Origin of the sequence: Pseudomonas sp. LM13 (genome assembly GCF_041381355.1) — a bacterium.
Lineage (GTDB): Bacteria > Pseudomonadota > Gammaproteobacteria > Pseudomonadales > Pseudomonadaceae > Stutzerimonas > Stutzerimonas frequens.
Genome location: NZ_JACBXH010000037.1, coordinates 17782 through 43338 on the forward strand (window position 1 = coordinate 17782; position 25557 = coordinate 43338).

The window sequence follows — 25557 nt, forward strand, 5'->3', positions numbered from 1 at the left end:
CCGCTGCGGCAGCAACCTGCCGCGGCAATTCATTGCGCTCGCCCTGGCGCAGGCTGCAATACCAGCATCAGACCGCCCAGTGCCATCGCCAGAACGCTGAAACTGCCCCAGTAAATGGACTCGAACCAGCCAGCATTCATCAGCAGATGCGTGCCGGCCAGGGCCATAACTGCCAATAGCACCTGCCCACGCACGTCACGCCACAAACCGCGAAGGCCGACGGCCTGGACCAGCACCAGCGCCTGCAGCGCGGCACAGAATGCGGCGAAACCGACCATCAGAGGGCGCAGGCTTCCGGCAATCTCCTCGACCAGCATTGGCGCCAGGCCGATCCGGCCGAGCGCAGGCAGCACCAGGAATTGCAGCAACCACAGACCGCCGACCCAGAAGGTCTGGGTCAGCTGCCAAGTGATGAAACCGGCACGCGCGGGCTGCCGATCAGATATGGCGGACTTCGACAATCTCGTACTCGATCAGTCCGCTGGGTGTTTTGACCGCCACCACATCGCCCTCTTCCTTGCCGATCAGCGCCCGCGCGATCGGTGAACTCACCGACAGCTTGCCCTGTTTGATATCGGCCTCGTCGTCACCGACGATCTGGTAGGTCACCTGCTCGTCCGTCTCGACGTTGGCGATGTCCACGGTGGTACCGAAGATCACCTTGCCGGTCGGTGGAATGCTGGCGATGTCGATAACCTGGGCATTCTGCAGACGACCCTCGATGTCACGAATGCGCGCCTCGACCATGCCCTGCTGCTCACGCGCCGCGTGGTACTCGGCGTTTTCCTTGAGGTCACCCAGCTCACGCGCCTCGGCGATGGCCTGGGTGATCTGCGGGCGCAGCACGGTTTTCAAATGCTTGAGTTCTTCTTCCAGGGCGCGAGCGCCCTGGATGGTCATGGGGAATTTTGTCATGCGTTGATTCCTGCATGGAGATCCTGCAAGCGGCGTACGGTCTTCTCGGGACCGAACTTGAGCGCCTCACAGATCGCCTGACCACCGGCAATGGTGGTGGTGATGCAGATCTTGTGTTGCAGGGCGTTGCGACGAATGGAATACGAATCGGCGATGGACTGGCGCCCTTCGGTAGTGTTGATGACCAGCGTGACTTCGTCATTCTTGATCATGTCGACCACGTGCGGACGGCCTTCGGTCACCTTGTTCACGCGACGCACCGGCAATCCGGCCGACTCAATGATGCGAGCAGTACCGGCCGTTGCGACCACCTCGAAACCGAGCCCGACCAGATCACGAGCGACCTGTTCGACGTAGGGCTTGTCGTCTTCGCGCACGCTGAGGAAGGCGCAGCCAGAAGTCGGCAGGATTTCGCTGGCACCCAGCTGGGCCTTGGCAAAGGCTTCGGCGAAGCTATCGCCGACACCCATCACCTCGCCGGTGGACTTCATTTCCGGGCCGAGAATGGTATCGACACCCGGGAACTTGGCGAACGGGAACACCGCTTCCTTGACGCTGAAATAGGTCGGGATGATCTCACGGGTGAAGCCGACCTCGGCCAGGCTTTTGCCCGCCATGACGCGCGCAGCGACCTTGGCCAGCGACTCGCCGATGCACTTGGAGACGAACGGCACGGTACGCGAGGCGCGCGGGTTGACTTCGAGCACGTAGATGTCCTCGCCCTGCACCGCCATCTGCACGTTCATCAGGCCGACCACGTCGAGCTCCAGGGCCATCTTGCGCACCTGCTCGCGGATCTCGTCCTGAATGTGCTGCGGCAGCGAGTAGGCTGGCAGCGAGCAGGCCGAGTCACCCGAGTGCACGCCGGCCTGTTCGATGTGCTGCATGATGCCGCCGATCACCACGGTCTCGCCGTCACAGACGGCATCGACGTCCACCTCGATGGCGCAGTTGAGGAAGTGGTCGAGCAGAACCGGGCTGTCATTGGACACCTGCACCGCTTCGCGCATGTAGCGCTTGAGCTCTTCTTCCTCGTAGACGATTTCCATCGCGCGACCGCCCAGTACGTAGGACGGGCGCACCACCAGCGGATAACCGATGGCCTTGGAAGCCGCGATCGCCTCTTCCTCGCTGCGCGCGGTGGCGTTCTGCGGCTGGCGCAGGTTCAGGCGCTGCACCATCTGCTGGAAACGCTCGCGGTCTTCGGCGCGGTCGATCGCGTCCGGGCTGGTGCCGATGATCGGCACGCCGGCTTCTTCCAGGGCGCGACAGATCTTCAGCGGCGTCTGACCACCGTACTGCACGATCACACCCTTGGGCTGCTCGACGCGGACGATTTCCAGCACATCTTCCAGTGTCACCGGCTCGAAATACAGACGGTCGGAAGTGTCGTAATCGGTGGAGACGGTCTCCGGGTTGCAGTTGACCATGATGGTCTCGTAACCGTCTTCACGCATGGCCAGCGCGGCATGCACGCAGCAGTAGTCGAATTCGATGCCCTGGCCGATGCGGTTGGGACCACCGCCAAGGATCATGATCTTCTCGCGACCACTCGGGTTGGCCTCGCACTCTTCCTCATAGGTCGAGTACATGTAGGCGGTGTCGGTGGCGAACTCGGCGGCGCAGGTGTCGACGCGCTTGTACACCGGCAGCACCTTGAGCTTGTGGCGATGGCTGCGCAGGTTCTTTTCGGTGACGCCGAGCAGCTTGGCCAGACGGGCGTCGGAGAAACCCTTGCGCTTGAGCTTGTACATCAGGTCACGGTCGATGCTGGACAGCCCCAGCGTCTTGACCTGCTCCTCGTCCTTGACCAGATCTTCGATTTGCACCAGGAACCAGGGATCGATCTTGGTCAGGGCGAACACGTCCTCGACGCTCTTGCCGGCGCGGAAGGCATCGGCCACGAACCAGATGCGGTCGGCGCCCGGCACGGTCAGCTCGCGCTTGAGGGTGCTCTCGGCCTCGGCGTCGGCCAGGTTCAGCTTCGGGTCGAAACCGGTGGCGCCGACTTCCAGACCGCGCAGGGCTTTCTGCATGGACTCCTGGAAGGTACGGCCGATGGCCATGACCTCGCCGACCGACTTCATCTGAGTGGTCAGACGAGCATCGGCCTTGGGGAATTTCTCGAAGGCGAAGCGCGGCACCTTGGTCACGACGTAGTCGATCGCCGGCTCGAACGAGGCAGGCGTGCGACCGCCAGTGATGTCGTTCTGCAGCTCGTCGAGGGTGTAGCCGACGGCCAGCTTGGCGGCGATCTTGGCGATCGGGAAGCCGGTAGCCTTGGAGGCCAGCGCCGAGGAACGCGACACGCGCGGGTTCATCTCGATCACGACCATGCGGCCGGTGTTCGGGCAGATGCCGAACTGCACGTTGGAGCCGCCGGTTTCCACGCCGATCTCACGCAGCACCGCCAGCGAGGCGTTGCGCATGATCTGATATTCCTTGTCGGTCAGGGTCTGCGCCGGGGCTACGGTGATGGAGTCGCCGGTGTGGACGCCCATCGGATCGAAGTTCTCGATGGAGCAGACGATGATGCAGTTGTCCTTCTTGTCGCGGACCACCTCCATCTCGTATTCCTTCCAGCCGATCAGCGACTCGTCGATCAGCAGCTCGCTGGTCGGCGACAGATCCAGACCACGGGCACAGATCTCTTCGAACTCTTCACGGTTGTAGGCGATGCCGCCACCGGTACCGCCCATGGTGAACGATGGACGGATGATGCAGGGGAAGCCGACCTTGTCGAGAACCGCGTAGGCCTCTTCCATGTTGTGCGCAATGCCGGATTCCGGGCAGGCCAGGCCGATGTTCTTCATCGCCTTGTCGAAGCGCGAACGGTCTTCGGCCTTGTCGATGGTGTCGGCGTTGGCGCCGATCATCTCGACACCGAACTTCTCCAGCACACCGTGCTTTTCCAGGTCCAGCGCGCAGTTCAGCGCAGTCTGGCCGCCCATGGTCGGCAGCAGCGCGTCGGGGCGCTCCTTCTCGATGATCTTGGCCACGGTGGCCCACTTGATGGGCTCGATGTAGGTGGCGTCGGCCATGGCCGGGTCGGTCATGATCGTGGCCGGGTTGGAGTTCACCAGGATGACGCGGAAGCCTTCTTCCTTCAGCGCCTTGCACGCCTGCGCACCGGAATAGTCGAACTCGCAGGCCTGGCCGATGACGATGGGGCCAGCGCCGAGGATGAGGATGCTTTTGATATCTGTACGTTTTGGCATATTCGTTACTCGAATCCTTGGGTCAGTCGGCGAGTCATCTTGAGAGTTACTGCGCGCCTCCTGGGCTGCGTTGCGCGGTACTCACTTCCTCGCCGTACTACCTGTACTGTCTCGTCGTTGCGTTCCGGGCGCCTTGCCCAGACCGCGCTCGCTACACTCTCAAGGCGACTCGTTTACTGTCGCTTGGCCATGGCTTCGATGAAACGGTCGAACAGCGGCGCGACGTCGTGCGGGCCGGGGCTCGCCTCGGGGTGGCCCTGGAAGCTGAAGGCAACCTTGTCGGTACGCTCGATGCCTTGCAGGGTGCCGTCGAACAGCGACTTGTGCGTGGCGCGCACATTGGCCGGCAGGCTGGCTTCGTCCACGGCGAAACCGTGGTTCTGACTGGTGATCATCACCACGCCAGTCTTCAGATCCTGCACCGGATGGTTCGCCCCGTGGTGACCATTGGGCATCTTCACGGTCTTGGCGCCGGAGGCCAGCGCCAGCAGCTGATGGCCGAGGCAGATGCCGAACACCGGAATGTCGGTTTCGAGGACTTCCTGAATCGCCTTGATTGCGTAGTCGCACGGCTCGGGGTCACCCGGGCCATTGGCCAGGAAGATGCCATCCGGATTCAGCGCCAGGGCTTCGCTGGCAGGCGTCTGCGCCGGCAGCACGGTGACGCGGCAACCGCGGGCGACCAGCATGCGCAGGATGTTGTACTTCACGCCATAGTCGAAGGCGACGACGTGATACGGCAGCTCGCTGGCCGGGATCTCGGCATGCGCGTCGTCCTTCAGGCACCAGACACTGGAACGCCACTCGTAACGCTCCTTCACGCTGACTTCCTTGGCCAGGTCCATGCCCTTCAGACCGGGGAAGCTGCGCGCCAGCTCCAGCGCCTTCTCTTCCGTCGCGTCAGCTCCAGCCAGGATGCAGCCGTTCTGCGCACCCTTCTCGCGCAGGATACGGGTCAGACGACGGGTATCGATGCCGGCGATGGCAACGGTGCCGTTAGCCTTGAGGTAATCGGGCAGCGACTGCTTGTCGCGCCAGTTGCTGGAAATCAGCGGCAGGTCGCGAATCACCAGGCCCGCGGCCCAGACCTTCCAGGACTCGGCATCCTCGGGCGTGGTGCCGGTATTGCCGACATGGGGATAGGTGAGGGTAACGATCTGCTTGGCGTAGGAGGGATCGGTGAGGATTTCCTGATAGCCGGTCATGGCGGTGTTGAACACCACCTCACCAATGGTTTGCCCATCGGCGCCGATGGATTCGCCGCGAAAGATGCTGCCATCGGCAAGAGCCAGAATGGCTGGCGTAAGGGCTGGCTTAGTCAAGAGACCTCCCGTAGATCAAGGCTGGAGCAAACGCAGATTGTAAAAAAGCGGGATGACGTATGAAGGTCATCCCGCTTTTTGTTTGATTCATTTCTGCGCAACTTTTAGTGGACACACTAAAGCGGGAAGCTTACACAAAACCGCCTTTCCGGTCCAGCCGAAATCGCCGCCCAGCGCACCCGAACTGGGCACCGCACAGCCAGTGCGCGCAACGAATCATTTCAGCCCGAGCACGTCCTGCATGTCATAGAGGCCCGCCGGCTTCTCGTCCAGCCACAGCGCGGCGCGTACTGCACCCTTGGCGAAGGTCATGCGACTGGAAGCCTTGTGGGTGATCTCGACACGCTCGCCATCGGCGGCGAACAGCACGGTGTGGTCACCCACAACATCCCCGGCACGCACTGTGGCGAAGCCGATGGTATCGCGCGGCCGCGCACCAGTCTGACCTTCGCGACCATAGACGGCGACCTTCTGCAGGTCGCGCCCAAGCGCCTCGGCCACCACCTCACCCATGCGCAGCGCAGTGCCGGACGGCGCATCCACCTTGTGCCGGTGATGGGCCTCGATGATCTCGATGTCCACATCGTCGCCCAGCACCCGCGCCGCCGTATCCAGCAGCTTGAGGCAGAGATTGACGCCAACGCTGAAGTTGGCCGCGAAGACGATCGGAATCTCCCTGGCCGCCGCCGCGAGGCGCTCCTTCTCTTCCGGCGAAAAGCCGGTGGTGCCGATCACCATGGCCTTGCCGGCGCGCCGGCAGACGTCCAGATTCTTCAGCGTCACCGAAGGGTGGGTGAAGTCGATCAGCACGTCGAACTCGTCGACCGCCTTGGCGACATCACCGGTCAGCGGCACGCCCAGCCGCCCGATGGCTGCCAGCTCGCCTGCATCGGCACCGACCAGGGTGCTGTCCGGCCGATCGATGGCCGCGGTCAGACCGGCGACGCCGCCTGTCTGCTGCACCGCCTCGATCAGTGTCTTGCCCATGCGCCCGGCGGCGCCCGTCACTGCAATACGTCGCATAACATCAGCTCCAAGCTGCAAGCCGGAAACCGACGGCGAGGCCGATGCACCAGGCACCGGACCTCAAGCCCTCAGCTCGACTCAAACATCACCGAAAAAGCGCTTCACACCCTCGAACCAGCCGCTTGCCTTGGGTGAATGGGAGGTGTCGCCCTGTAGCGTGCCGCGGAACTCCTCGAGCATCTCGCGCTGGCGCTTGCTCAGGTTGACCGGCGTTTCGACCACGACGCGACACATCAGATCGCCCGCTGCGCCACCGCGCACCGGCGCCACACCCTTACCGCGCAGGCGGAACTGCTTGCCGGTCTGGGTGCCTTCCGGGATCTTCAGCTTGACCCGGCCATCCAGCGTCGGCACCTCGAGCTCACCACCCAGCGCCGCATCGGCGAAGCTGATCGGCACCTCGCAATACAGGTGCTTGCCGTCACGCTGGAAGATCGCGTGCTCGCGCACGTTGACCACCACGTAGAGGTCGCCCGCCGGCCCGCCCTGGGTTCCGGCCTCGCCCTCACCAGACAGGCGAATGCGGTCGCCGGTATCGACGCCCGGCGGCACCTTGACCGAGAGCGTCTTCTGCTCTTCGACGCGACCCTGGCCGTGGCAGCTGCCGCAAGGGTCGGAAATCATCTTGCCGCTGCCATGACAGCGCGGGCAGGTCTGCTGTACGGAGAAGAAGCCCTGTTGCATGCGCACCTGGCCGATGCCGCCACAGGTGGTACAGGTCACCGGACTGGTACCCTTCTTCGCCCCGGAGCCATCGCAGGTCTTGCATTCGACCAGGGTCGGCACGCGAATGGTCACGGTGGTGCCGCGCACAGCTTCTTCCAGATCGAGCTCCAGCGTGTAGCGCAGATCGCTGCCGCGCTGAGCGCCGCCGCGGGAGCCGCCACGACCACCACTGAAGAAATCGCTGAACACGTCGCCAAAGATGTCGGAGAAGTTGGCGCCGCCATAACCGGCTCCGCCCGCCCCCATCTGCGGATCGACGCCGGCGTGTCCGTACTGATCGTAGGCAGCACGCTTGCTCGGATCGGACAGCACCTCATAGGCCTCATTGGCCTCCTTGAAGGCATCCTCAGCCGCCTTGTCGCCCGGGTTGCGGTCGGGGTGATGCTTCATGGCGAGGCGACGGTAAGCCTTTTTCAGCTCCGCCTCGCTGGCGCCGCGCTCGACGCCCAGCACCTCGTAAAAATCGCGTTTGGCCATAACTATCCTGAACCCTCAATTTCATGCCTTCCAGACACGCCGACGCGGGAGCAAGCCCCCGCGTGGCGGTCTTGCCCGCCCCAATGGCGTCGGAGCAGGCTGGAGCGGAAGCAAGCCGGGGCTTACTTGTTGTCCTTGACCTCTTCGAACTCGGCGTCGACCACGTCGTCGCCCGGCTTCGCCTGCTCACCTGCGGGTTGGCCTTCACCGGCCTGAGCCTGCTCGGCGTACATCTTCTGCGCAACCGGAGTGGAGGCCTGGGACACCGCGGCGATCTTCGCTTCGATCTCAGCCTTGTCGTCGCCCTTGATGGCAACTTCCAGCTCGCCAAGCGCCTTCTCGATCGCCGCCTTGTCATCGTCGCTGGCCTTGTCGCCGGCTTCGGTGAGCATCTTGCGGGTGGCGTGCACCAGCTGATCGCCCTGGTTGCGTGCGGTAGCCAGCTCCTCGAACTTGCGGTCTTCCTCGGCATTGGCCTCAGCGTCACGCACCATCTGCTCGATTTCCTCCTCGGACAGACCCGAGTTGGCCTTGATCACGATGGACTGCTGCTTGCCGGTGGCCTTGTCCTTGGCGGACACATGCAGGATGCCGTTGGCGTCGATATCGAAGGTGACCTCGATCTGCGGCATGCCGCGCGGGGCCGGCGGAATCTCGGCCAGATCGAAGCGACCCAGCGACTTGTTCTGCGCAGCCTGCTTGCGCTCGCCCTGCAGCACGTGAATGGTCACGGCGCTCTGGTTGTCGTCGGCAGTGGAGAACACCTGCGACTTCTTGGTCGGGATGGTGGTGTTCTTCTCGATCAGCGGAGTCATCACGCCGCCCAGCGTCTCGATACCCAGGGTCAGCGGGGAAACGTCGAGCAGCAGCACGTCCTTCACGTCGCCCGCCAGCACGGCGCCCTGGATGGCAGCACCCATGGCCACGGCTTCGTCCGGGTTGACGTCCTTGCGCGCTTCCTTGCCGAAGAACTCGGCGACCTTCTGCTGCACCAGCGGCATGCGGGTCTGGCCACCGACCAGGATCACATCGTTGATCTTCGATACATCGATACCGGCATCCTTCAGCGCGATGCGGCAAGGCTCGATGGTGCGCTCGACCAGATCCTCGACCAGCGACTCCAGCTTGGCGCGGGAGATCTTCACGTTCAGGTGCTTCGGACCGGATGCGTCAGCGGTGATGTATGGCAGATTGACATCGGTCTGCTGACTGGAGGACAGCTCGATCTTGGCCTTCTCAGCGGCTTCCTTCAGGCGCTGCATGGCCAGCGGGTCGCCCTTGAGGTTCATGCCGGTTTCTTTCTTGAATTCGTCGACGAGGTAGTCGATCAGACGGATGTCGAAGTCCTCACCACCGAGGAAGGTGTCACCGTTGGTGGCCAGCACTTCGAACTGGTGCTCGCCATCGACTTCGGCGATCTCGATCACCGACACGTCGAAGGTACCGCCACCCAGGTCATAGACGATCACGGTGTGGTCACCCTTGGCCTTGTCCATACCGTAAGCCAGCGCGGCTGCGGTCGGCTCGTTGATGATGCGCTTGACGTCCAGACCGGCGATACGGCCGGCATCCTTGGTGGCCTGACGCTGGCTGTCGTTGAAGTAGGCCGGAACGGTGATCACCGCCTCGGTCACCGGCTCGCCCAGATAGTCCTCGGCGGTCTTCTTCATCTTTTTCAGCACTTCGGCGGAAATCTGCGGAGGGGCCATCTTCTGACCCTTCACTTCCACCCAGGCATCACCGTTATCGGCCTTGACGATGCTGTAGGGCACCATCTTGATGTCCTTCTGCACGACGTCTTCTTCGAAACGGCGGCCAATCAGGCGCTTGACTGCGTACAGGGTGTTCTGCGGGTTGGTGACTGCCTGGCGCTTGGCCGACTGGCCAACCAGCGTCTCACCATCGTTGGTGTAGGCGATGATGGACGGCGTGGTGCGTCCGCCTTCGGCGTTCTCGATGACTTTGACGTTGCCGTTTTCCATGATGGAGACACAGGAGTTGGTGGTCCCCAGGTCGATACCGATGATCTTGCCCATTTAATTCGCTCTCCAAATTTCGATTGATCCGCGCCTGTCTACCGGCTGCGGGTAACACAAAAACGCTTGGCTACCAGATGGGGTTGGGTACGCCGATTTCAAGCCTTCTCATCGATCGAAGGCGGCGCGTCGGCAGGCGCCTTGCTGACCACGACCATTGCCGGACGCAGCAGGCGGCCGTTGAGCAGATAACCTTTCTGGAACACCTTGAGCACACTGCCCGGCTCGACGTGGGTGCTTTCCTCCATCGCCATGGCCTGGTGATGCTCGGGATTGAACGGCTCGCCATGCGGATCCAGCTGCTCCAGCTGATGGCGCGCCAGGGTGTCGAGCAGCAGCTTGAGGGTAAGCTCGACGCCTTCGCGCATCGGCTTGACCGCCTCGTCGTCCGGATTCGACAGCTCCAGACCGCGCTCCAGGCTGTCGGCGACCGCCAGCAGGTCACCGGCGAACTTTTCCAGCGCGAACTTGTGCGCCTTCTCTACATCCTGCTCGGCACGTCGACGGATGTTCTGCAGCTCTGCCGCCATGCGCAGCGACTGATCCTGCGCAGCCGCCAGCTGCTCCTCCAGCGACTGCACGCGGGCCGCCAGGTCCTCGGCTACGTCCGCTTGCGATTGCTCTGGCGTTTCCGGGTTCTGGTTATCCTGATTCTGCTCGTCGGCCATGGGTCCTCCTCTCAGTACGATCAGCGGGCAGCAGCCCGCGCTTGTGCCGCTATATGGGGGCGCGAAAACCGGCTTCAAGGGCATGAGGCGATGTACAGCGGGGGAAAAATTGACGAGCAACGGCACATTCATCCTTATGCGCTTGTGGGCGGCAGGAAAACCACTGTATAAATAGCCAGCCACGCAAATCGGGAGCCTTGCCATGCTGGTTCATCTGTCGGTTCATAACTACGCCATCGTCGAACATCTGGACCTCGAGCTGAAGCGCGGCATGAGCGTGATCAGCGGTGAAACCGGCGCGGGCAAGTCGATCATGCTCGATGCCCTCGGCCTGACCCTCGGCGACCGGGCCGACAGCAGCGTGGTGCGCATCGGTGCGGACAAGGCCGACATCCTCGCCAGCTTCGACCTGGACGACATCCCCGACGCCCGCGCCTGGCTGGCCGAACGCGACATGGACAGCGAAGGTCCTTGCATCCTGCGCCGGGTGATCACCGCCGAGGGCCGCTCGCGCGGCTACATCAATGGCACGCCCTGCCCGCAGGGTGACCTCAAGGCGCTGGGCGAACTGCTGATCGATATCCACAGCCAGCACGAGCACCAGTCGCTGCTCAAGGCCGACACCCACCGGCGCCTGCTCGACGAGTACAGCGGCAGCCAGGAACTGGCGCGCCAGGTGCAACTGGCCGCGCAGCGCTGGCGGCAGACGCGCCAGACCCTGGAGCGGCTGAGCAACAGCAGCGACGAGCAGCGCGCACGCCACCAGCTGCTCAGCTATCAGCTGGAAGAGCTGGAGAATCTCGCGCTGGGCGAGAACGAACTGGAACAGCTCGAACAGGAACACAAGAACCTGGCCAACGCCGAACAGCTGCTCGGCGCCTGCCGCCAGGTCATGGAACTGTGCAGCGAAAGCGATGCCGGCAACGTGCTCTCTGCCCTGACCAGCAGCCTGCAGCGGCTGACCGCTTTCCAGAATCAGCCACAGGCGCTGAGCGAAGCGGTCAACCTACTGGCCAGCGCGCAGATCCAGGTCGAAGAGGCGATCGGCGAGCTCAATCGCTTCGTCGACCATTTCGACGCCGATCCGGAACGCCAGCAGATGCTGGAGGAGCGTCTGGACACCATCTACACCCTGGCGCGCAAGCACCGCATACAGCCGAGCGAACTGCCCAACCTGCACCAGCAGCTGCTGGAAGAACTGGAAGGGCTGAATGCCGATGACGAAGCGGTCGAGCGCCTCGGCGAAGAGCTGGCGGCCTACGCTCGCCACTACGAGGAGAAAGCCGGCGAACTGAGCCGCAACCGCCAGGCAGCCGCCGAAGAGCTGGCGAGCGCGGTCGAGACAGAAATTCAGCGCCTGGGCATGCCCGGCGGGCGCTTCAGCGTACAGCTCAAGCCGGCAGCCGAAGGCGAGTACACGCCCTACGGCCTGGAACAGGTGGAGTTCCTGGTCAGCGCCAACCCCGGCCAGCCACTGCGACCGCTGGCCAAGGTCGCGTCGGGCGGCGAGCTGTCACGGATCAGCTTGGCGATCCAGGTGATCACCGCACAAACGTCGCGCGTGCCGACGCTGGTGTTCGACGAAGTCGATGTCGGCATCGGCGGCCCTACCGCGGAAATCGTCGGCCAGCTGCTGCGCCGCCTCGGCGAGCGTGGCCAGGTCTTGACCGTCACGCACCTGCCGCAGGTGGCTGCGCAAGGACACCACCACCTGTTCGTGCACAAGGCCCGCGGCAGCGATGAAACCCGCACGGCCGTGGCCGAGCTGGATCAAGCCGGACGCGTCGAGGAGATCGCACGGATGCTCGGCGGCGTCGACCTGACCGAACAATCCTTGGCTCATGCCCGGCAGATGGTCACTTCCGCACAGGCCTGACGCCCAGCAGAGCGACATAAAAAAGGCGGCCCATGGCCGCCTTTTCAACATCTATGAGGCTCAGTCCTTCTTGCGCACGTAGAGCACCAGGTTGTGATCCACCAGCTCGTAGCCGTGACGCTTGACGATTTCTTTCTGCAGTTTTTCGATTTCCTGGTCGAAGAACTCGATGACATCGCCCGTATCGACGCAGACCATGTGGTCGTGATGCCCGCTATCGGCCAGCTCGAAGACGGCATGACCACCATCGAAGTTGTGCCGAACTACCAGGCCGGCCGCCTCGAACTGAGTCAACACACGGTAGACGGTCGCCAGACCGACATCTTCGCCCGCTTCCATCAATGCCTTGTAGACGTCCTCGGCACTCATGTGACGGCGATCGGTCGTATCCAGCATCTGCAGGATCTTGACCCGCGGCAGCGTTACCTTGAGACCTGCTTTACGTAGTTCGCTATTTTCAACCATGGTTGGCTTTCTCGCTGCTGCTGTTTCGCAGCCTCCTTCAATACGGGTATGATCCGGGTTCTTTGCCCAGCCAAGATAGTGGAAGTCACCCACCGATGCAAAACACCAAGCTCATGCTGGCCAGCCTCACCTTCGTGGGTCTGTTCGCACTCGCCGGTTGTTCATTTCCCGGGGTTTACAAGGTCGACATTCAACAGGGCAATGTCGTCACGCAGGACATGATAGACCAGTTGCGACCTGGAATGACCCGCCAGCAGGTGCGGTTTATCATGGGCAACCCGCTGATCACCGACACCTTCCACCCCAATCGCTGGGATTACCTCTACAGCATTCAGCCCGGCGGCAGTCAGCGCCAGCAGGAGCGCGTGAGCCTGGTGTTCAATGCCAACGATCAGCTCGCGGGCCTGGCCGGTGACTTCATGCCGGGCGTCAGCCGTGACGAACAGATTCTCGGCCGCCAGCCTCAGGCCCCGAGCACGCCCGCAGCCACGCCCCGCCAGCCGGAAGAGCGCCCCGCGCCCGGATCGCTGCTGGAGCAGATCCAGCGCGAAGTGGACGAAGCGGAGGCCGTTCCGGTACCGATTCCCGAGCCACTGGAAACCGAATAAGACAACGCCCGGCTTGCCCGGGCGTTTTTGTATCCAGCTTTTACTTACGCATCGTCAGCCTTGTTCTTCGCCGCCTTAGCCGCACGCTGCTTACGGACCTCCTTCGGATCGGCTATCAGCGGCCGGTAGATCTCGACGCGCTCGCCCTCTGCCAGCACCCGCTCTTCGGGCTTGGGCACCGCCTTGCCGAATATTCCCAGCGGCGCGCTGGCGAGGTCGAGACCAGGAAAATGTGCATCCAGCCCTGAACGCAGCGCAGCCTCGCGGACGGTGGTGCCGGCAGGCACGGTCACCTGCAGCAGCTTTTGCTTGTCGGCCAGCGCATACACCACTTCGACGGCAATCGACGGCTTATCCATAGAGCTGTTTCGCTCGCTCGCAAAAGGCGTCCACCAGGGTATTGGCGGCCTGATTGAACAGCGGACCAAGCGTCGCCTTGACCAGCGGCCCGGCGTAATCGAAGGTCAGATCGAGACTGATCTTGCAGGCCTTCTCACCCAGCGCCTTGAATTCCCAGATGCCATGCAGGTGACTGAACGGCCCCTCTTCCAGCTTCATCTCGATGCGCTTGCCAAGTTCCAGCGCGTTGCGCGTCATGAAGCGCTGACTGAGCCCAGCCTTTGCCACGGTCATGCTGGCATGCATTTCGGTCTCGCTACTGGAGAGCACCTCGGTCGCAGAGCACCAGGGCAGGAACTGCGGATAGCTGGCTACGTCGTTGACCATGTCGAACAGCGCGTGTGCGGGATAAGGCAGCAGCGCGGAACGTTGAATGTGCGTCGTCATGCGGACCTTCTACGTCGTCGTTTCATTGCGCGCCATCCAGACGTCGGCGCAGCCAGCCCGCACCCGCGACTCGACCATTTGCCGAAGCCGCTCAGCGCGAAGCGGGCACATTGTCGGGGATTAGCGGCCGCCCCTCAAGTTTCTGCCGCCGGCGCTGTTGCAGGCTGTCGCCAGCCGCAACGGGACTCCCTATAATGCCGCCCCTATGGCCAAACAGAAGAAACAGTCCCCCGGGACCATCGCGCTGAACAAGAAAGCGCTACACGATTACTTCATCGAGCAGAAGTTCGAGGCCGGCCTCGTCCTCGCCGGCTGGGAAGTGAAGAGCATGCGCGCCGGCAAGGCGCAGCTGGTCGACAGCTATGTGCTGCTCAAAGATGGCGAAGCCTGGCTGATGGGTGCGCACATCACGCCGCTGACCAGCGCCAGCACTCACGTCATCGCCGACCCGACCCGCACTCGCAAGCTACTGCTCAACAAGCGTGAGCTGGGCAAGCTGTTCGGTGCCGTGCAGCAGAAGGGCTACGCCTGCGTAGCACTGTCGCTGTACTGGAAGAAGCACATGATCAAGTGCGAGATCGCCCTGGCCAAGGGCAAGAAGGAATTCGACAAGCGCCACACCGAAAAGGAGCGAGATTCCGATCGGGAAATCCAGCGCGCCATGCGTACCAAGGGCAAGGACGACTGATCGGTCCCGGGCGAGGCAGCACCGCTTCGCCCGCCAGCCTTGCCTCGCTCACGTCTCAGCCTGCCTTCTGCGATGCCCCTACCCGCTCCTGCCGACGCTGCGCGCGCGCCAGCCGCTGGGCTTCCTGCTGACCTTCGGCAAGCACTTCCTGTACATAGTTGATGTGCCGATGGATGACGTCGCGCGCCTCCACCGCACGCCGCGCCATGATCGCCTCGTACAACTCGCGATGCTGGCTCATCAGCATGTCGCGAGTCTCGTCGCGCAGGGCGTACATGCCGCCGATATTGGTCACCACGTTGCGCTTGAGCAGATCGAATAGGCCACGAATGGTGTGCAGCAGCACCGCGTTGTGGCTGGCCTCGGCAATCGCCAGGTGGAACTGCGCGTCGGCCGCGCCCTCTTCCGCGCGAGTCACCTTGCCCTCACGGGTGTAGCAATCCTGCAATGCCGAGAAGGCCTCCGTGAGTCGCTTCTGATCCACCTCGGTCGCACGCAGCGCCGCGTAGTACGCACAGCTGCCCTCCAGGGTATGCCGGAACTCCAGCAGGTCGCGCTGGGCATCGCTGTTGTTTTCCAGCAGGTGCAGCAACGGGTCGCTGAAGGTGGAGCCCAGCGACTCGGCGACGAAGGTGCCGCCACCGTGCCGACTGATCAGCAGGCCCTTGGCCGCGAGCTTCTGGATCGCCTCGCGCAGGGAGGGCCGCGACACCCCGAAGCGCTCGGCCAGCATTCGCTCGGCCGGCAGCCGTTCACCGGCCTTGAGGGTGCCTTCCAGAATCATGGTTTCCAACTGCGCGACGATATCGTCGGCCAGCCGCCGCTGACGCACCATGCCCACGTCCATATCCACCTCGAAATGGTCTTACCAGTCGAAGAATGCTAGCCGTCGGCTCACGGCCATACAAGGTCAGCGGCTGCGACCAAAGTCTATGCCCACCTGATTGACGCTCCCAGACGCAGCTCTTACGCTGGCCATTCGCTTCTGGCAATTGGTATTACCAATTTACAGAGGCGACTAACAATAAGAGGACTCAGCATGAGATCTGTGCACGACAACCATTCCACGGTCCACTCAGGGCCCCATATGAATCGAACCGTAGGGGACGCCTGACATGTCCAACGGACTGCTCGCACTATTCGCCTTCACTCCCATTCTGCTCGCGGCCGTGATGCTGATCGGCCTGCGCTGGCCCGCCAGCCGCGCCATGCCGCTGGTCTACCTGTTCACCGCGGCAATCGGCCTGTTCATCTGGGACATGAGCTTCACCCGCATCATCGCCTCCACGCTGCAGGGCCTGGTGATCACCCTCGGCCTGTTGTGGATCATCTTCGGCGCGATACTGCTGCTGAACACCCTCAAGCATTCCGGCGGCATTACCGCCATTCGCGCGGGCTTCACCACCATCAGCCCTGACCGTCGTATCCAGGCCATCATCATCGCCTGGCTGTTCGGCTGCTTCATCGAGGGCGCCTCCGGCTTCGGCACCCCGGCCGCTATCGCCGCACCGCTACTGGTTGCGGTCGGCTTCCCGGCGATGGCCGCAGTCCTGCTCGGCATGCTGGTGCAAAGCACGCCGGTGTCGTTCGGCGCGGTCGGTACGCCGATCGTCGTAGGCATCAACAGCGGCCTGGATACCGCCACCATCGGCGCGCAACTGGTTGCGCAGGGTTCCAGCTGGCAAGCCTTCCTGCAGCAGATCACCAGCAGTGTGGCGATCACCCATGCCATCGTCGGCACCGTGATGCCGCTGGTCATGGTGCTGATGCTGACGCGCTTCTTCGGCAAGGAGAAGAGCTGGAAAGCCGGCTTCGAAGTGCTGCCGTTCGCGATCTTCGCTGGTCTGGCGTTCACCCTGCCCTACGCCGCCACCGGTATCTTCCTCGGCCCGGAATTCCCGTCGCTGCTCGGCGGCCTGGTCGGTCTCGCTATCGTCACCACCGCGGCACGCTTCAACTTCCTGACCCCGAAGCGCACCTGGGATTTCGCCGACGCCAAAGAGTGGCCGGCCGAATGGCTGGGTACCATCGAAATGAAGCTGGACGACATCGCGGCGCGCCCGATGAGCGCCTTCCGCGCCTGGCTGCCCTATGTCCTGGTCGGTGCGATCCTGGTCGTCAGCCGGGTATTTCCGCAGGTCACTGCCACGCTGAAGTCCGTCTCCATCGCCTTTGCCAACATCCTTGGCGAGACCGGCGTCAGTGCAGGCATCGAGCCGCTGTACCTCCCGGGCGGCATTCTCGTCATGGTGGTGCTGATCACCTTCTTCCTGCACGGCATGCGCGTTTCCGAGCTGAAGGCTGCGGTAAAGGAATCCAGCGGCGTGCTGCTCAGCGCCGGCTTCGTCCTGCTGTTCACCGTGCCGATGGTGCGCATCCTGATCAACTCCGGCGTCAACGGCGCCGAGCTGGCCAGCATGCCGATCGTCATGGCGCGCTACGTCGCCGATAGCGTCGGCAGCATCTACCCGCTGCTCGCTCCCGCCGTAGGTGCACTCGGCGCGTTCCTGGCTGGCTCCAACACCGTCAGCAACATGATGTTCAGCCAGTTCCAGTTTGGTGTCGCACAGTCGCTGGGCATCTCCGGAGCAATGGTAGTCGCCACTCAGGCCGTCGGTGCGGCTGCGGGCAACATGGTTGCGATCCACAACGTGGTCGCCGCATCCGCTACCGTCGGCCTGCTCGGCCGCGAAGGCTCCACGCTGCGCAAGACCGTTTGGCCTACGCTGTACTACGTACTGTTCACGGGGGCGATCGGTCTGATCGCGATCTACGTGATGGGCGTGACCGACCCGCTGGTCGGTAAGTAAGACAACCGTGAAACCTTGCCCCGCTCATGCGGGGCAAGAGCGCTTCAACCTCCCGCAGTTTGCGGATAACCGGGCCCACCCGGAGACCAAGCCGATGAGCGAACTCTTCTACAACGCCGCGCCGAACGCCACCCGCGTCGCACCGCCGCTGCCCAAACCACGCGAATATCCTGCCAAGCCGAGCCAGGTTTACCTGTTCGGTACCTGCGTGGTGGATCTGTTCTATCCCGAGGCTGGCCTGGATGCCATCCACCTGCTCGAACGCGAAGGATTGACCGTGCACTACCCGCAGGGCCAGACCTGCTGCGGCCAGCCGGCCTACACCACCGGCTATACCGACGAGGCGCGCAAGGTCGCCCGCGCGCAGCTGGAGCTGTTCGCCAACGACTGGCCGGTGGTCGTCCCTTCCGGTTCCTGCGCCGGCATGCTGCGCCACCACTATCTGGACCTGTTCAAGGACGAGCCGGCAACGCTGAAGAAGGCCCAGGCGCTGGCCGAGCGCACCTTCGAGCTGGCCGAGTTCCTGCTCAATGTCTGCAAGGTCGAGTTCAAGGATGCCGGCACACCGACCAAGGTCGCCCTGCATACGTCCTGCTCGGCCCGCCGCGAGATGAACACGCACCTGCACGGCCGCGCCCTGCTCGCCCAGCTGGGCCAGGTCGAGCGCGTCGAGCATGACCACGAGAGCGAATGCTGCGGCTTCGGCGGCACCTTCAGCGTGCGCATGCCCGATATTTCCGGCGCCATGGTGCTGGACAAGACCCGAGCGCTGAAGAAGTCCGGCGCGCATCAGGTGGTCAGCGCCGACTGCGGCTGCCTGATGAACATCAACGGCTCGCTGGAAAAGCAGCGTGAAGCCCTGCGCGGCCAGCACCTGGCGAGCTTCCTCTGGCAACGCACCGGAGGTGCCCGATGAACGCCGAACAGCGTATTCCCGCGATTCAGATCGAGAACGCCGGCGATCCGGATTTCCGCGCCCGTGCCCGCAAGTCACTGAAGGACGAGCAGCTTCGGCGCAACTTCCGCACCGCCATGGACTCGCTGATGACCAAGCGCGCCGCGGCGTTCAGCGATGCCGACGAACGCGAGCGGCTGCGCGAGATGGGCAACCATATCCGCGCCCGCGCACTGTCCAAGCTGCCCGAACTGCTCGAGCGGCTGGAAGCCAACCTGACCCGCAACGGTGTGAAAGTGCACTGGGCGGAGACGGTAGACGAGGCGAACAACATCGTCCTCGAGATCGCCCGCGCTCACGAGGCGCGACAAGTGATCAAGGGCAAATCGATGGTCAGCGAAGAGATGGAGATGAACCATTTCCTCGACGGCCATGGCATCGAATGCTTGGAATCTGACATGGGCGAGTACATCGTCCAGCTCGACCACGAGAAGCCTTCTCATATCATCATGCCGGCGATCCACAAGAACGCCGGCCAGGTCGCGTCCCTGTTCCACGAGAAACTCGGCGTGGAGTACACCAAGGACGTCGACCAACTCATTCAGATCGGTCGCCGCACGCTGCGGCAGAAGTTCTTCGAGGCCGATATCGGCGTCTCCGGGGTGAACTTCGCGGTGGCCGAGACCGGCACCCTGCTGCTGGTGGAAAACGAAGGCAACGGCCGCATGAGCACCACCGTGCCGCCGGTGCATATCGCCGTCACCGGTATCGAGAAGGTGGTGGAGAATCTGCGCGACGTGGTCCCGCTGCTCTCGCTGCTGACTCGCTCGGCGCTCGGCCAGCCGATCACCACCTACGTCAACATGATCTCCGGCCCGCGCAAGGCGCACGAGCTCGACGGCCCGCAGGAAGTGCATTTGATCCTGCTGGACAACGGCCGCAGCCAGGCCTTCGCCGACAGCGAGCTGCGCCAGACCCTCAACTGCATCCGCTGCGGCGCCTGCATGAACCACTGCCCGGTGTACACCCGCGTCGGCGGCCACACCTACGGCGAGGTCTACCCTGGCCCGATCGGCAAGATCATCACTCCGCACATGGTCGGTCTGGACAAGGTGCCGGATCACCCCAGCGCCTCGTCGCTGTGCGGCGCCTGCGGCGAAGTCTGCCCGGTGAAGATCCCGATTCCGACCCTCCTGCGCCGCCTGCGCGAGGAAAACGTCAAGGCGCCGGACGATCCGCACAAGGTCATGCGCGGCCAGGGCAGCAAGTACTCCAGGCAGGAACGGCTGATCTGGGCCGGCTGGCGCCTGCTCAACACCAGCCCGACGCTGTACCGCCTGTTCGGCTTCTTCGCCACACGCCTGCGCGCCCTGACGCCATCAAACATCGGCCCCTGGACGCAGAACCACAGCGCACCGAAACCGGCTGCCCGCTCGCTGCACGAGCTGGCCAAGGAACACCTGGAGGGCAAGCGATGAGCGCCAAGGCCAACATTCTCGCCAAGCTAAAAAAAAGCCTGGAGGGCACTACGCCGATCGTCGATGACTACGACGAGTCGCTGGTGACCCAGCCCTGGAGCTACGCGCCGGAACAGCGTATCGCCCGTCTGCGTCAGCTGATGGAAGCGGTGCACACCGAAATCCACCAGACCACGGACGCCGGCTGGCCCGCCCTGCTGGAACAGCTGCTGCATGACCGTCAGCTGCCGAGCCTGCTGATCGCCCCGACCACGCCGTACGGCCAGCGCTTCGCCGCGCATTGCGCCGGCCGTGAAGGCCTGCCGGCGCTGAAGGCCTACGACCGCCCGGTCGAGGACTGGAAGGACGAGCTGTTCAACGACACCCCGGCGAGCCTCACCGGCACCCTCGGCGCCATCGCCTCCACCGGCAGCCTGATCATGTGGCCCACCCGCGAGGAGCCGCGCCTGATGAGCCTGGTGCCGCCGGTGCATTTCGCCATCCTCAAGGCCAGCGAGATTCACGACAACTTCTACGAGATCCAGCAGAAGTTCCAGTGGGCCGCCGGCATGCCGACCAATGCGTTGCTGGTTTCCGGCCCATCGAAAACCGCCGACATCGAGCAGGTGCTGGCCTATGGCGCCCACGGGCCGAAGGATCTGGTCCTGCTGATTCTGGAGGACGCATGAACGCGGCCGCCCAGCTCGAACGTGCGCCCTTGCCGGCGGCGTTCCTCCGCGAAGTCGAGTGCCTGATCCCGGTCGAGCGGCGCTTCGACGACCCGCTTTCCACCCTCGCCTTCGGCACCGACGCCAGCTTCTACCGGCTGGTGCCCAAGCTGGTGGTACGCGTCGAAACCGAAGCCGAAGTGGTCAGGCTGCTCAAGCTGGCGCATGCCGAGAACGTGCCGGTGACCTTCCGCGCCGCCGGCACCAGCCTGTCCGGCCAGGCGATCAGCGACTCGGTGCTGATCGTGCTCGGCGACAACTGGAACGGCCGCGAGATTCGCAACGGCGGCGAGCAGATCCGCCTGCAACCCGGCGTCATCGGCGCCAATGCCAACGCAGTCCTCGCGCCATTTCAGCGCAAGATCGGCCCTGATCCGGCCTCGATCAACGCTGCCAAGATCGGCGGCATCGTCGCCAACAATTCCAGCGGCATGTGTTGCGGCACGGCGCAGAACACCTACAAAACCCTCGCCGGCCTGCGCGTCGTGCTGGCCGACGGCACCGTGGTCGACAGCGAGGATGCCGCCAGCGTCGCCGCGTTCCGCCAGAGCCATGCCGCCCTGCTCGAGCAACTGGCCGAGCTGGGCCGCGAAACCCGCGCCAATGCCGAACTGGCGGCAAAGATCCGCCACAAGTACCGGCTGAAGAACACCACCGGTTTCTCGCTCAATGCGCTGGTCGACTACGACGAGCCGCTGGATATCCTCAACCACCTGATGGTCGGTTCCGAAGGCACGCTGGGCTTCATCAGCGCGGTGACCTACGACACCGTGCCGGATCACCCGCACAAAGCCAGCGCGCTGGTCGTGTTCCCCGACGTGGAAACCTGCTGCCTCGCCGTGCCAGTGCTCAAGCAGCAACCGGTGTCAGCCGTGGAGCTGCTCGACCGCCGCAGCCTGCGCTCGGTCGAGCACAAGGCCGGGATGCCCGAGTGGGTGAAGGAACTGTCGCCGACGGCCTGCGCGCTTCTGATCGAATCACGCGCCGCCAGTCAGTCGCTGCTGCACGAGCAGATCAATCTGATCATGACCTCCATCGCGCACTTCCCGGTGGAGAAGCAGGTCGACTTCAGCGAAGACCCGGTTGTCTACAACCAGCTGTGGAAAATCCGCAAGGACACGTTCCCGGCAGTCGGCGCCGTACGCCAGACCGGCACCACGGTGATCATCGAGGACGTGACCTTCCCGGTCGAGCGTCTGGCCGAGGGCGTCAATCGGCTGATCGAGTTGCTCGACAAGCACCGCTACGACGAGGCGATCCTCTTCGGCCACGCGCTGGAAGGCAACCTGCACTTCGTCTTCACCCAGGGCTTCGACGATCCGGCGCAGGTCGCCCGATACGAGGCCTTCATGGGCGAAGTGGCGCAGCTGGTGGCTGTCGAGTTCGGCGGCGCACTCAAGGCCGAGCACGGCACCGGGCGCAACATGGCGCCCTTCGTCGAGCTGGAATGGGGCAGCGAGGCCTACGCGCTGATGTGGAAGATCAAGCGCCTGCTCGACCCCACCGGCATCCTCAACCCGGATGTGGTGCTCTCCGAAGACCCGGACATCCACCTGAAGAACCTCAAGCCGCTGCCGGCCGCCGACGAGATCGTCGACAAGTGCATCGAGTGCGGCTTCTGCGAGCCGGTCTGCCCGTCCAACGGACTGACCCTGACGCCACGCCAGCGCATCGTGATCTGGCGCGACATCCAGGCGCGCAAGCGCGCGGGTGTCGACACCACGGAAATCGAGCGGCTCTACCACTACCACGGCGTCGACACCTGCGCGGCCACCGGCCTCTGCGCCCAGCGCTGCCCGGTCGGCATCAACACCGGCGATCTGGTACGCAAGCTGCGCGGCCGTGAGGCGAACAAAACCGGTACCGCCAACTGGCTGGCCGAGCATTTCGCCACCGCCGTGCAAGGCACCCGCTTCATGCTGCATGTGGCCAACGGCGCACACCTGATCATGGGTACGCGCAACCTGGCCAAGCTGTCGGCGACCATGACCCGCGCCAGCAAGGGCCGTGTGCCCCAGTGGACGCCAGCTACGCCGCAGCCGCTGCAACGTTTGAACCTGCCCAAGGCGTCGCCCACCGATGAGCGCCCGCGCGTGGTCTACCTCGCCGCCTGCGTATCCCGCGCCATGGGCCCGGCCGCGCACGATCAGGAACAGGAGCCGCTACTCGACAAGACCCGCAGCCTGCTGGAAAAGGCCGGCTACCAGGTGATCTTCCCCGAACAGTTGAACGACCTGTGCTGCGGCCAGCCGTTCGCTTCCAAGGGCTATGCCGAACATGGCGAACGCAAGCGCCAGGAAATGCTCGACGCGCTGCTCAAGGCCAGCCGCGGCGGGCTCGACCCGATCTATTGCGACACCAGCCCCTGCACCCTGCGCCTGGTCCAGGGCCTGACCGATCAGCGCCTCGATCTGTACGACCCGGTGCGTTTCATCCGCACGCACCTGCTCGACAAGCTGGACTTCGTCCCGCAGGACAAGCCGATCGCCGTGCACATCACCTGCAGCACCCAGCACCTGGGCGAAGCGCAGGCGCTGATCGACATCGCCCGCCACTGCGCCAAGGAAGTCGTGGTGCCCGAAGGCATCCACTGCTGCGGCTTCGCCGGCGACAAGGGCTTCACCACGCCGGAACTGAACGAGCACGCACTGCGCAGCCTGAAGAACGCCGTGCAGATCTGCGAGGAAGGCATCTCCACCAGCCGCACCTGCGAGATCGGCCTGTCACGTCATGGCGAGATCGACTATCACGGCCTGGTCTACCTGGTCGACCGCGTCACCCGGCGCAAGGCGGCCACGCCGGCCTGAATGGCGAAACGGCCCCGCGCGCAATGCCGGGGCCGTTTCGTTTGTGGCATTTCGATGAACGCTCATGCGCAATCGCAGTCGGAATTTCAGAGCCCCTGACGGGTTCGATTCGACTCGGCGCCGCCATTTCCGCAGTTTTCAGGCAGGCCCGGGAAGTCCACAAGACTGGAGGACTCACCATGAAAATTCACGCACTGCTCGCATCCGCCGTACTGCTCGCCAGTCCCGCCGTCTTCGCCGCCCAGGACCTGTGCCAGACCAATCTTCAGGAGATCGAAGACAACATGGCCACCCAGAGCACCACACTCGGCGAACCAGCCAAGAGCCAGGTCGAGGAACATGTCATGCAGGCCAAGCAGGCCCAGCAAGCTGGCGACACCGAGGGCTGCATCGCTCACTCCACCAAGGCCCTGCAAGAGCTCAAGGGCCCAGGCAGCTCCGGCAGCGGCGGCACCGCTGGCTCCGGTTCGGGCGCCGGCAACTGAGCCATGGCGGCGGGATCGTATCCCGCGAGCCCGCCGCCGCGACTGATCATTTTCTGATCAGCATGATTAAAAAGTGATCGACACATCGTAAAGATCGCCGTACACTCGCGCCCAGCACCACAAGCTGCACCAGGGGCCGATTAGGATTCGACGCCGGTAACGAAACTTGAGGGGCATGCCGAGTTGGTAACAGAACTCGTAAATAAACTGTTGCAAACCTATAGTTGCCAACGACGACAACTACGAAGGGTACGCGCTAGCCGCCTAACCTTCATCTGGTAGCTTCGGCTCCAGCGGTCACTAGGGGATGCCTGTAAACCCGAAATGACCGTCAGATAGAACAGGATCGCCGCCAAGTTCGCTGTAGACGTAACGGCTAAAACTCATACAGCTCGCTCCAAGCACCCTGCCAATCGGGCGGCGCGGAGTTAACTCAGTAGATCTGGCTAAGCATGTAGAACCAATAGCGGAGAGCTGGCGGACGGGGGTTCAAATCCCCCCGGCTCCACCATTTCAACACTGAAACCCGTCTAGAATGCGGGTTTCAGACCAGATTTGATGGCATTGGATTACTCACAGTCCGTCTGTGAATCCAAAAGGTATGCCATCATGTCCAAGCGTCAAAGCAAAACAGGTGTCCCTCACCTGGTCTATCAAGCCAACACTGGCTTTCAGTACTACCTCACATTCCCGAAGCACTTCGCGGCCAACCCGAAACTGCCTGCGCAAATCCGGTGGTCGCTCAGCCACGACGAAGCACTTGCCCGCGACCTTGCGAGTTATCTGAACACGGCTTTCGAGCAGTTCCTTGCCAAGGCGACCGAGCACTACGTTGAGCTCTTTTCTGACCGCCTGCTGGCTGACCTCCAAAGGTTTCACTTGGCGGTAGCGGAGGCACTCAAATTCGCCGACCGAGTTTGGAAAGTCCGCCCGTCGCCAATGAAGCTCGCGAACCAAGACCTTTCGGTCGCCCACGCTCGCATGATGAAAGAGAGTGCCGAGCGTGTAGTGCTCTATAGCCACGAGCCAGGGGGCGAAATTTTCTTCGCACTCACACCAACACCCGCACTGGTAAAAGCGCTTGGGGTCGGGTTCGTACGCTTTGACTGGCCGCTCGGAACCAGCAACCAGAACGTGGCGAGCGACGCTGCCCGGTACATTTACGCCGCCCTTGATGTACTCGAGAACGTTCCACCCTCTCCAGGGCGCTATTCGAAAGAATCTCCTGCATTTGCAGCGATGACACTTTATGAATACTTGTGCCATGCCCGCCCAGACCAGGGTCGGAATCTCATGCACATTCCCCCAGCACTACCGCAATCTCGGCAAGCTTTGCATTTTCATCTTCAGCAAGCCAACGCGATGCATCTGAAGCTCCGCATCATTGATCGAGCACTCTTGGTGCAGGAGGAATCGGGGCTTTATGTGATGCTTATCGAACTTGATCCGCTGTGCATGAAAGCGCATCTGAGAGAAAACAAACGCTTTCGGGTTGAGCTGCTCACTAGCTCCATCATCATTGCGGTCCTCATGCTGACGTATACGCTGCAGAAGGTTGATAAGG

The 25557-nt window shown here is 63.2% G+C and carries 21 protein-coding genes, 1 other RNA gene and 1 pseudogene; 11 read left to right on the forward strand and 12 right to left on the reverse strand.

Annotated elements, in window-relative coordinates; all coding sequences use genetic code 11:
* Positions 1-29: 29 nt before the first annotated feature.
* From HZR81_RS18860 to grpE, 8 genes are all read right to left on the reverse strand, one after another.
* Positions 30-461, reverse strand: a complete 432-nt coding sequence (locus tag HZR81_RS18860) for a DUF4149 domain-containing protein (protein ID WP_253751778.1) — start codon at positions 459-461, stop codon at positions 30-32.
* Entirely contained in the window at positions 439-915 is a 477-nt protein-coding gene (gene greA / locus HZR81_RS18865; RefSeq protein WP_063541277.1) for a transcription elongation factor GreA, read from the reverse strand. The genes HZR81_RS18860 and greA overlap by 23 nt, the downstream gene beginning before the upstream one ends.
* On the reverse strand, positions 912-4133 hold the full coding sequence (carB, locus tag HZR81_RS18870; RefSeq protein WP_500128953.1) for a carbamoyl-phosphate synthase large subunit: 3222 nt from the start codon (positions 4131-4133) through the stop codon (positions 912-914). Before carB ends, greA begins: the two co-directional genes overlap by 4 nt.
* 173 nt (positions 4134-4306) lie before the next feature.
* The gene (gene carA / locus HZR81_RS18875) at positions 4307-5455 is read right to left on the reverse strand and encodes a glutamine-hydrolyzing carbamoyl-phosphate synthase small subunit (protein WP_500128954.1); all 1149 of its coding nucleotides are present in this window, start codon (positions 5453-5455) and stop codon (positions 4307-4309) included.
* Between the two features lie 216 nt (positions 5456-5671).
* Complete coding sequence (gene dapB, locus HZR81_RS18880) at positions 5672-6478, reverse strand: 4-hydroxy-tetrahydrodipicolinate reductase (RefSeq protein ID WP_500128955.1); 807 nt, start codon at positions 6476-6478, stop codon at positions 5672-5674.
* Positions 6479-6559: 81 nt separating this feature from the next.
* Positions 6560-7684, reverse strand: coding sequence for a molecular chaperone DnaJ (gene dnaJ, locus HZR81_RS18885; RefSeq protein ID WP_063541273.1), 1125 nt, complete (start codon positions 7682-7684; stop codon positions 6560-6562).
* A 122-nt stretch (positions 7685-7806) separates the two neighbouring features.
* Positions 7807-9720 carry a molecular chaperone DnaK gene (gene dnaK, locus HZR81_RS18890; protein WP_500128956.1) on the reverse strand — a complete coding sequence of 638 codons (1914 nt, stop codon included), beginning with the start codon at positions 9718-9720 and terminating at the stop codon, positions 7807-7809.
* 98 nt (positions 9721-9818) lie between these two features.
* Positions 9819-10388, reverse strand: a complete 570-nt coding sequence (gene grpE / locus HZR81_RS18895; RefSeq protein WP_267931137.1) for a nucleotide exchange factor GrpE — start codon at positions 10386-10388, stop codon at positions 9819-9821.
* A gap of 202 nt (positions 10389-10590) precedes the next feature.
* On the opposite strand from grpE, the gene recN reads away from it, so the two are divergent.
* Positions 10591-12264: a DNA repair protein RecN gene (gene recN, locus HZR81_RS18900; protein WP_200597783.1), complete on the forward strand. Its 1674-nt coding sequence runs from the start codon at positions 10591-10593 to the stop codon at positions 12262-12264.
* A gap of 60 nt (positions 12265-12324) precedes the next feature.
* On the opposite strand, the gene fur is transcribed toward recN, so the two are convergent.
* The gene (gene fur / locus HZR81_RS18905) at positions 12325-12729 is read right to left on the reverse strand and encodes a ferric iron uptake transcriptional regulator (RefSeq protein WP_011914390.1); all 405 of its coding nucleotides are present in this window, start codon (positions 12727-12729) and stop codon (positions 12325-12327) included.
* 95 nt (positions 12730-12824) lie between these two features.
* Between fur and HZR81_RS18910 the strand changes: the two genes are divergently transcribed.
* Complete coding sequence (locus HZR81_RS18910; protein WP_063541269.1) at positions 12825-13337, forward strand: outer membrane protein assembly factor BamE; 513 nt, start codon at positions 12825-12827, stop codon at positions 13335-13337.
* Between the two features lie 44 nt (positions 13338-13381).
* Here the strand turns inward: HZR81_RS18910 and HZR81_RS18915 are convergent, their stop codons facing one another.
* Both HZR81_RS18915 and HZR81_RS18920 read right to left on the reverse strand, forming a co-directional pair.
* Positions 13382-13696 (reverse strand): RnfH family protein, encoded by a 315-nt coding sequence (locus tag HZR81_RS18915; protein ID WP_500128957.1) that lies wholly within the window; start codon positions 13694-13696, stop codon positions 13382-13384.
* On the reverse strand, positions 13689-14123 hold the full coding sequence (locus tag HZR81_RS18920; RefSeq protein ID WP_063541267.1) for a type II toxin-antitoxin system RatA family toxin: 435 nt from the start codon (positions 14121-14123) through the stop codon (positions 13689-13691). The genes HZR81_RS18915 and HZR81_RS18920 overlap by 8 nt, the downstream gene beginning before the upstream one ends.
* Positions 14124-14328: 205 nt before the next feature.
* On the opposite strand from HZR81_RS18920, the gene smpB reads away from it, so the two are divergent.
* Positions 14329-14811, forward strand: coding sequence for an SsrA-binding protein SmpB (gene smpB / locus HZR81_RS18925; RefSeq protein ID WP_003293251.1), 483 nt, complete (start codon positions 14329-14331; stop codon positions 14809-14811).
* 55 nt (positions 14812-14866) lie between these two features.
* On the opposite strand, the gene HZR81_RS18930 is transcribed toward smpB, so the two are convergent.
* Positions 14867-15658, reverse strand: a complete 792-nt coding sequence (locus HZR81_RS18930; RefSeq protein ID WP_102838557.1) for a GntR family transcriptional regulator — start codon at positions 15656-15658, stop codon at positions 14867-14869.
* Positions 15659-15926: 268 nt separating this feature from the next.
* Here HZR81_RS18930 and HZR81_RS18935 point away from each other — a divergent pair, with 268 nt between their 5' ends.
* The 8 genes and pseudogenes from HZR81_RS18935 to HZR81_RS18970 form a co-directional block, all read left to right on the forward strand.
* A complete protein-coding gene (locus HZR81_RS18935; RefSeq protein WP_500128958.1) occupies positions 15927-17621 on the forward strand; it encodes an L-lactate permease in 1695 nt (564 codons plus the stop codon).
* Between the two features lie 94 nt (positions 17622-17715).
* Entirely contained in the window at positions 17716-18537 is an 822-nt protein-coding gene (locus HZR81_RS18940) for a (Fe-S)-binding protein (RefSeq protein WP_500128959.1), read from the forward strand.
* The gene (locus HZR81_RS18945) at positions 18534-19994 is read left to right on the forward strand and encodes a LutB/LldF family L-lactate oxidation iron-sulfur protein (RefSeq protein WP_125866924.1); all 1461 of its coding nucleotides are present in this window, start codon (positions 18534-18536) and stop codon (positions 19992-19994) included. Before HZR81_RS18940 ends, HZR81_RS18945 begins: the two co-directional genes overlap by 4 nt.
* Positions 19991-20662, forward strand: coding sequence for a LutC/YkgG family protein (locus HZR81_RS18950; RefSeq protein WP_200630073.1), 672 nt, complete (start codon positions 19991-19993; stop codon positions 20660-20662). Before HZR81_RS18945 ends, HZR81_RS18950 begins: the two co-directional genes overlap by 4 nt.
* Positions 20659-23508, forward strand: a complete 2850-nt coding sequence (locus tag HZR81_RS18955; protein WP_500128960.1) for an FAD-binding and (Fe-S)-binding domain-containing protein — start codon at positions 20659-20661, stop codon at positions 23506-23508. Before HZR81_RS18950 ends, HZR81_RS18955 begins: the two co-directional genes overlap by 4 nt.
* Positions 23509-23687: 179 nt before the next feature.
* The gene (locus HZR81_RS18960) at positions 23688-23993 is read left to right on the forward strand and encodes a PA2433 domain-containing protein (protein WP_500128961.1); all 306 of its coding nucleotides are present in this window, start codon (positions 23688-23690) and stop codon (positions 23991-23993) included.
* Positions 23994-24125: 132 nt separating this feature from the next.
* Positions 24126-24504: a transfer-messenger RNA gene (ssrA, locus tag HZR81_RS18965) on the forward strand.
* A gap of 98 nt (positions 24505-24602) precedes the next feature.
* A pseudogene (locus HZR81_RS18970) lies at positions 24603-25557 on the forward strand (recombinase XerD); the annotation flags it as partial.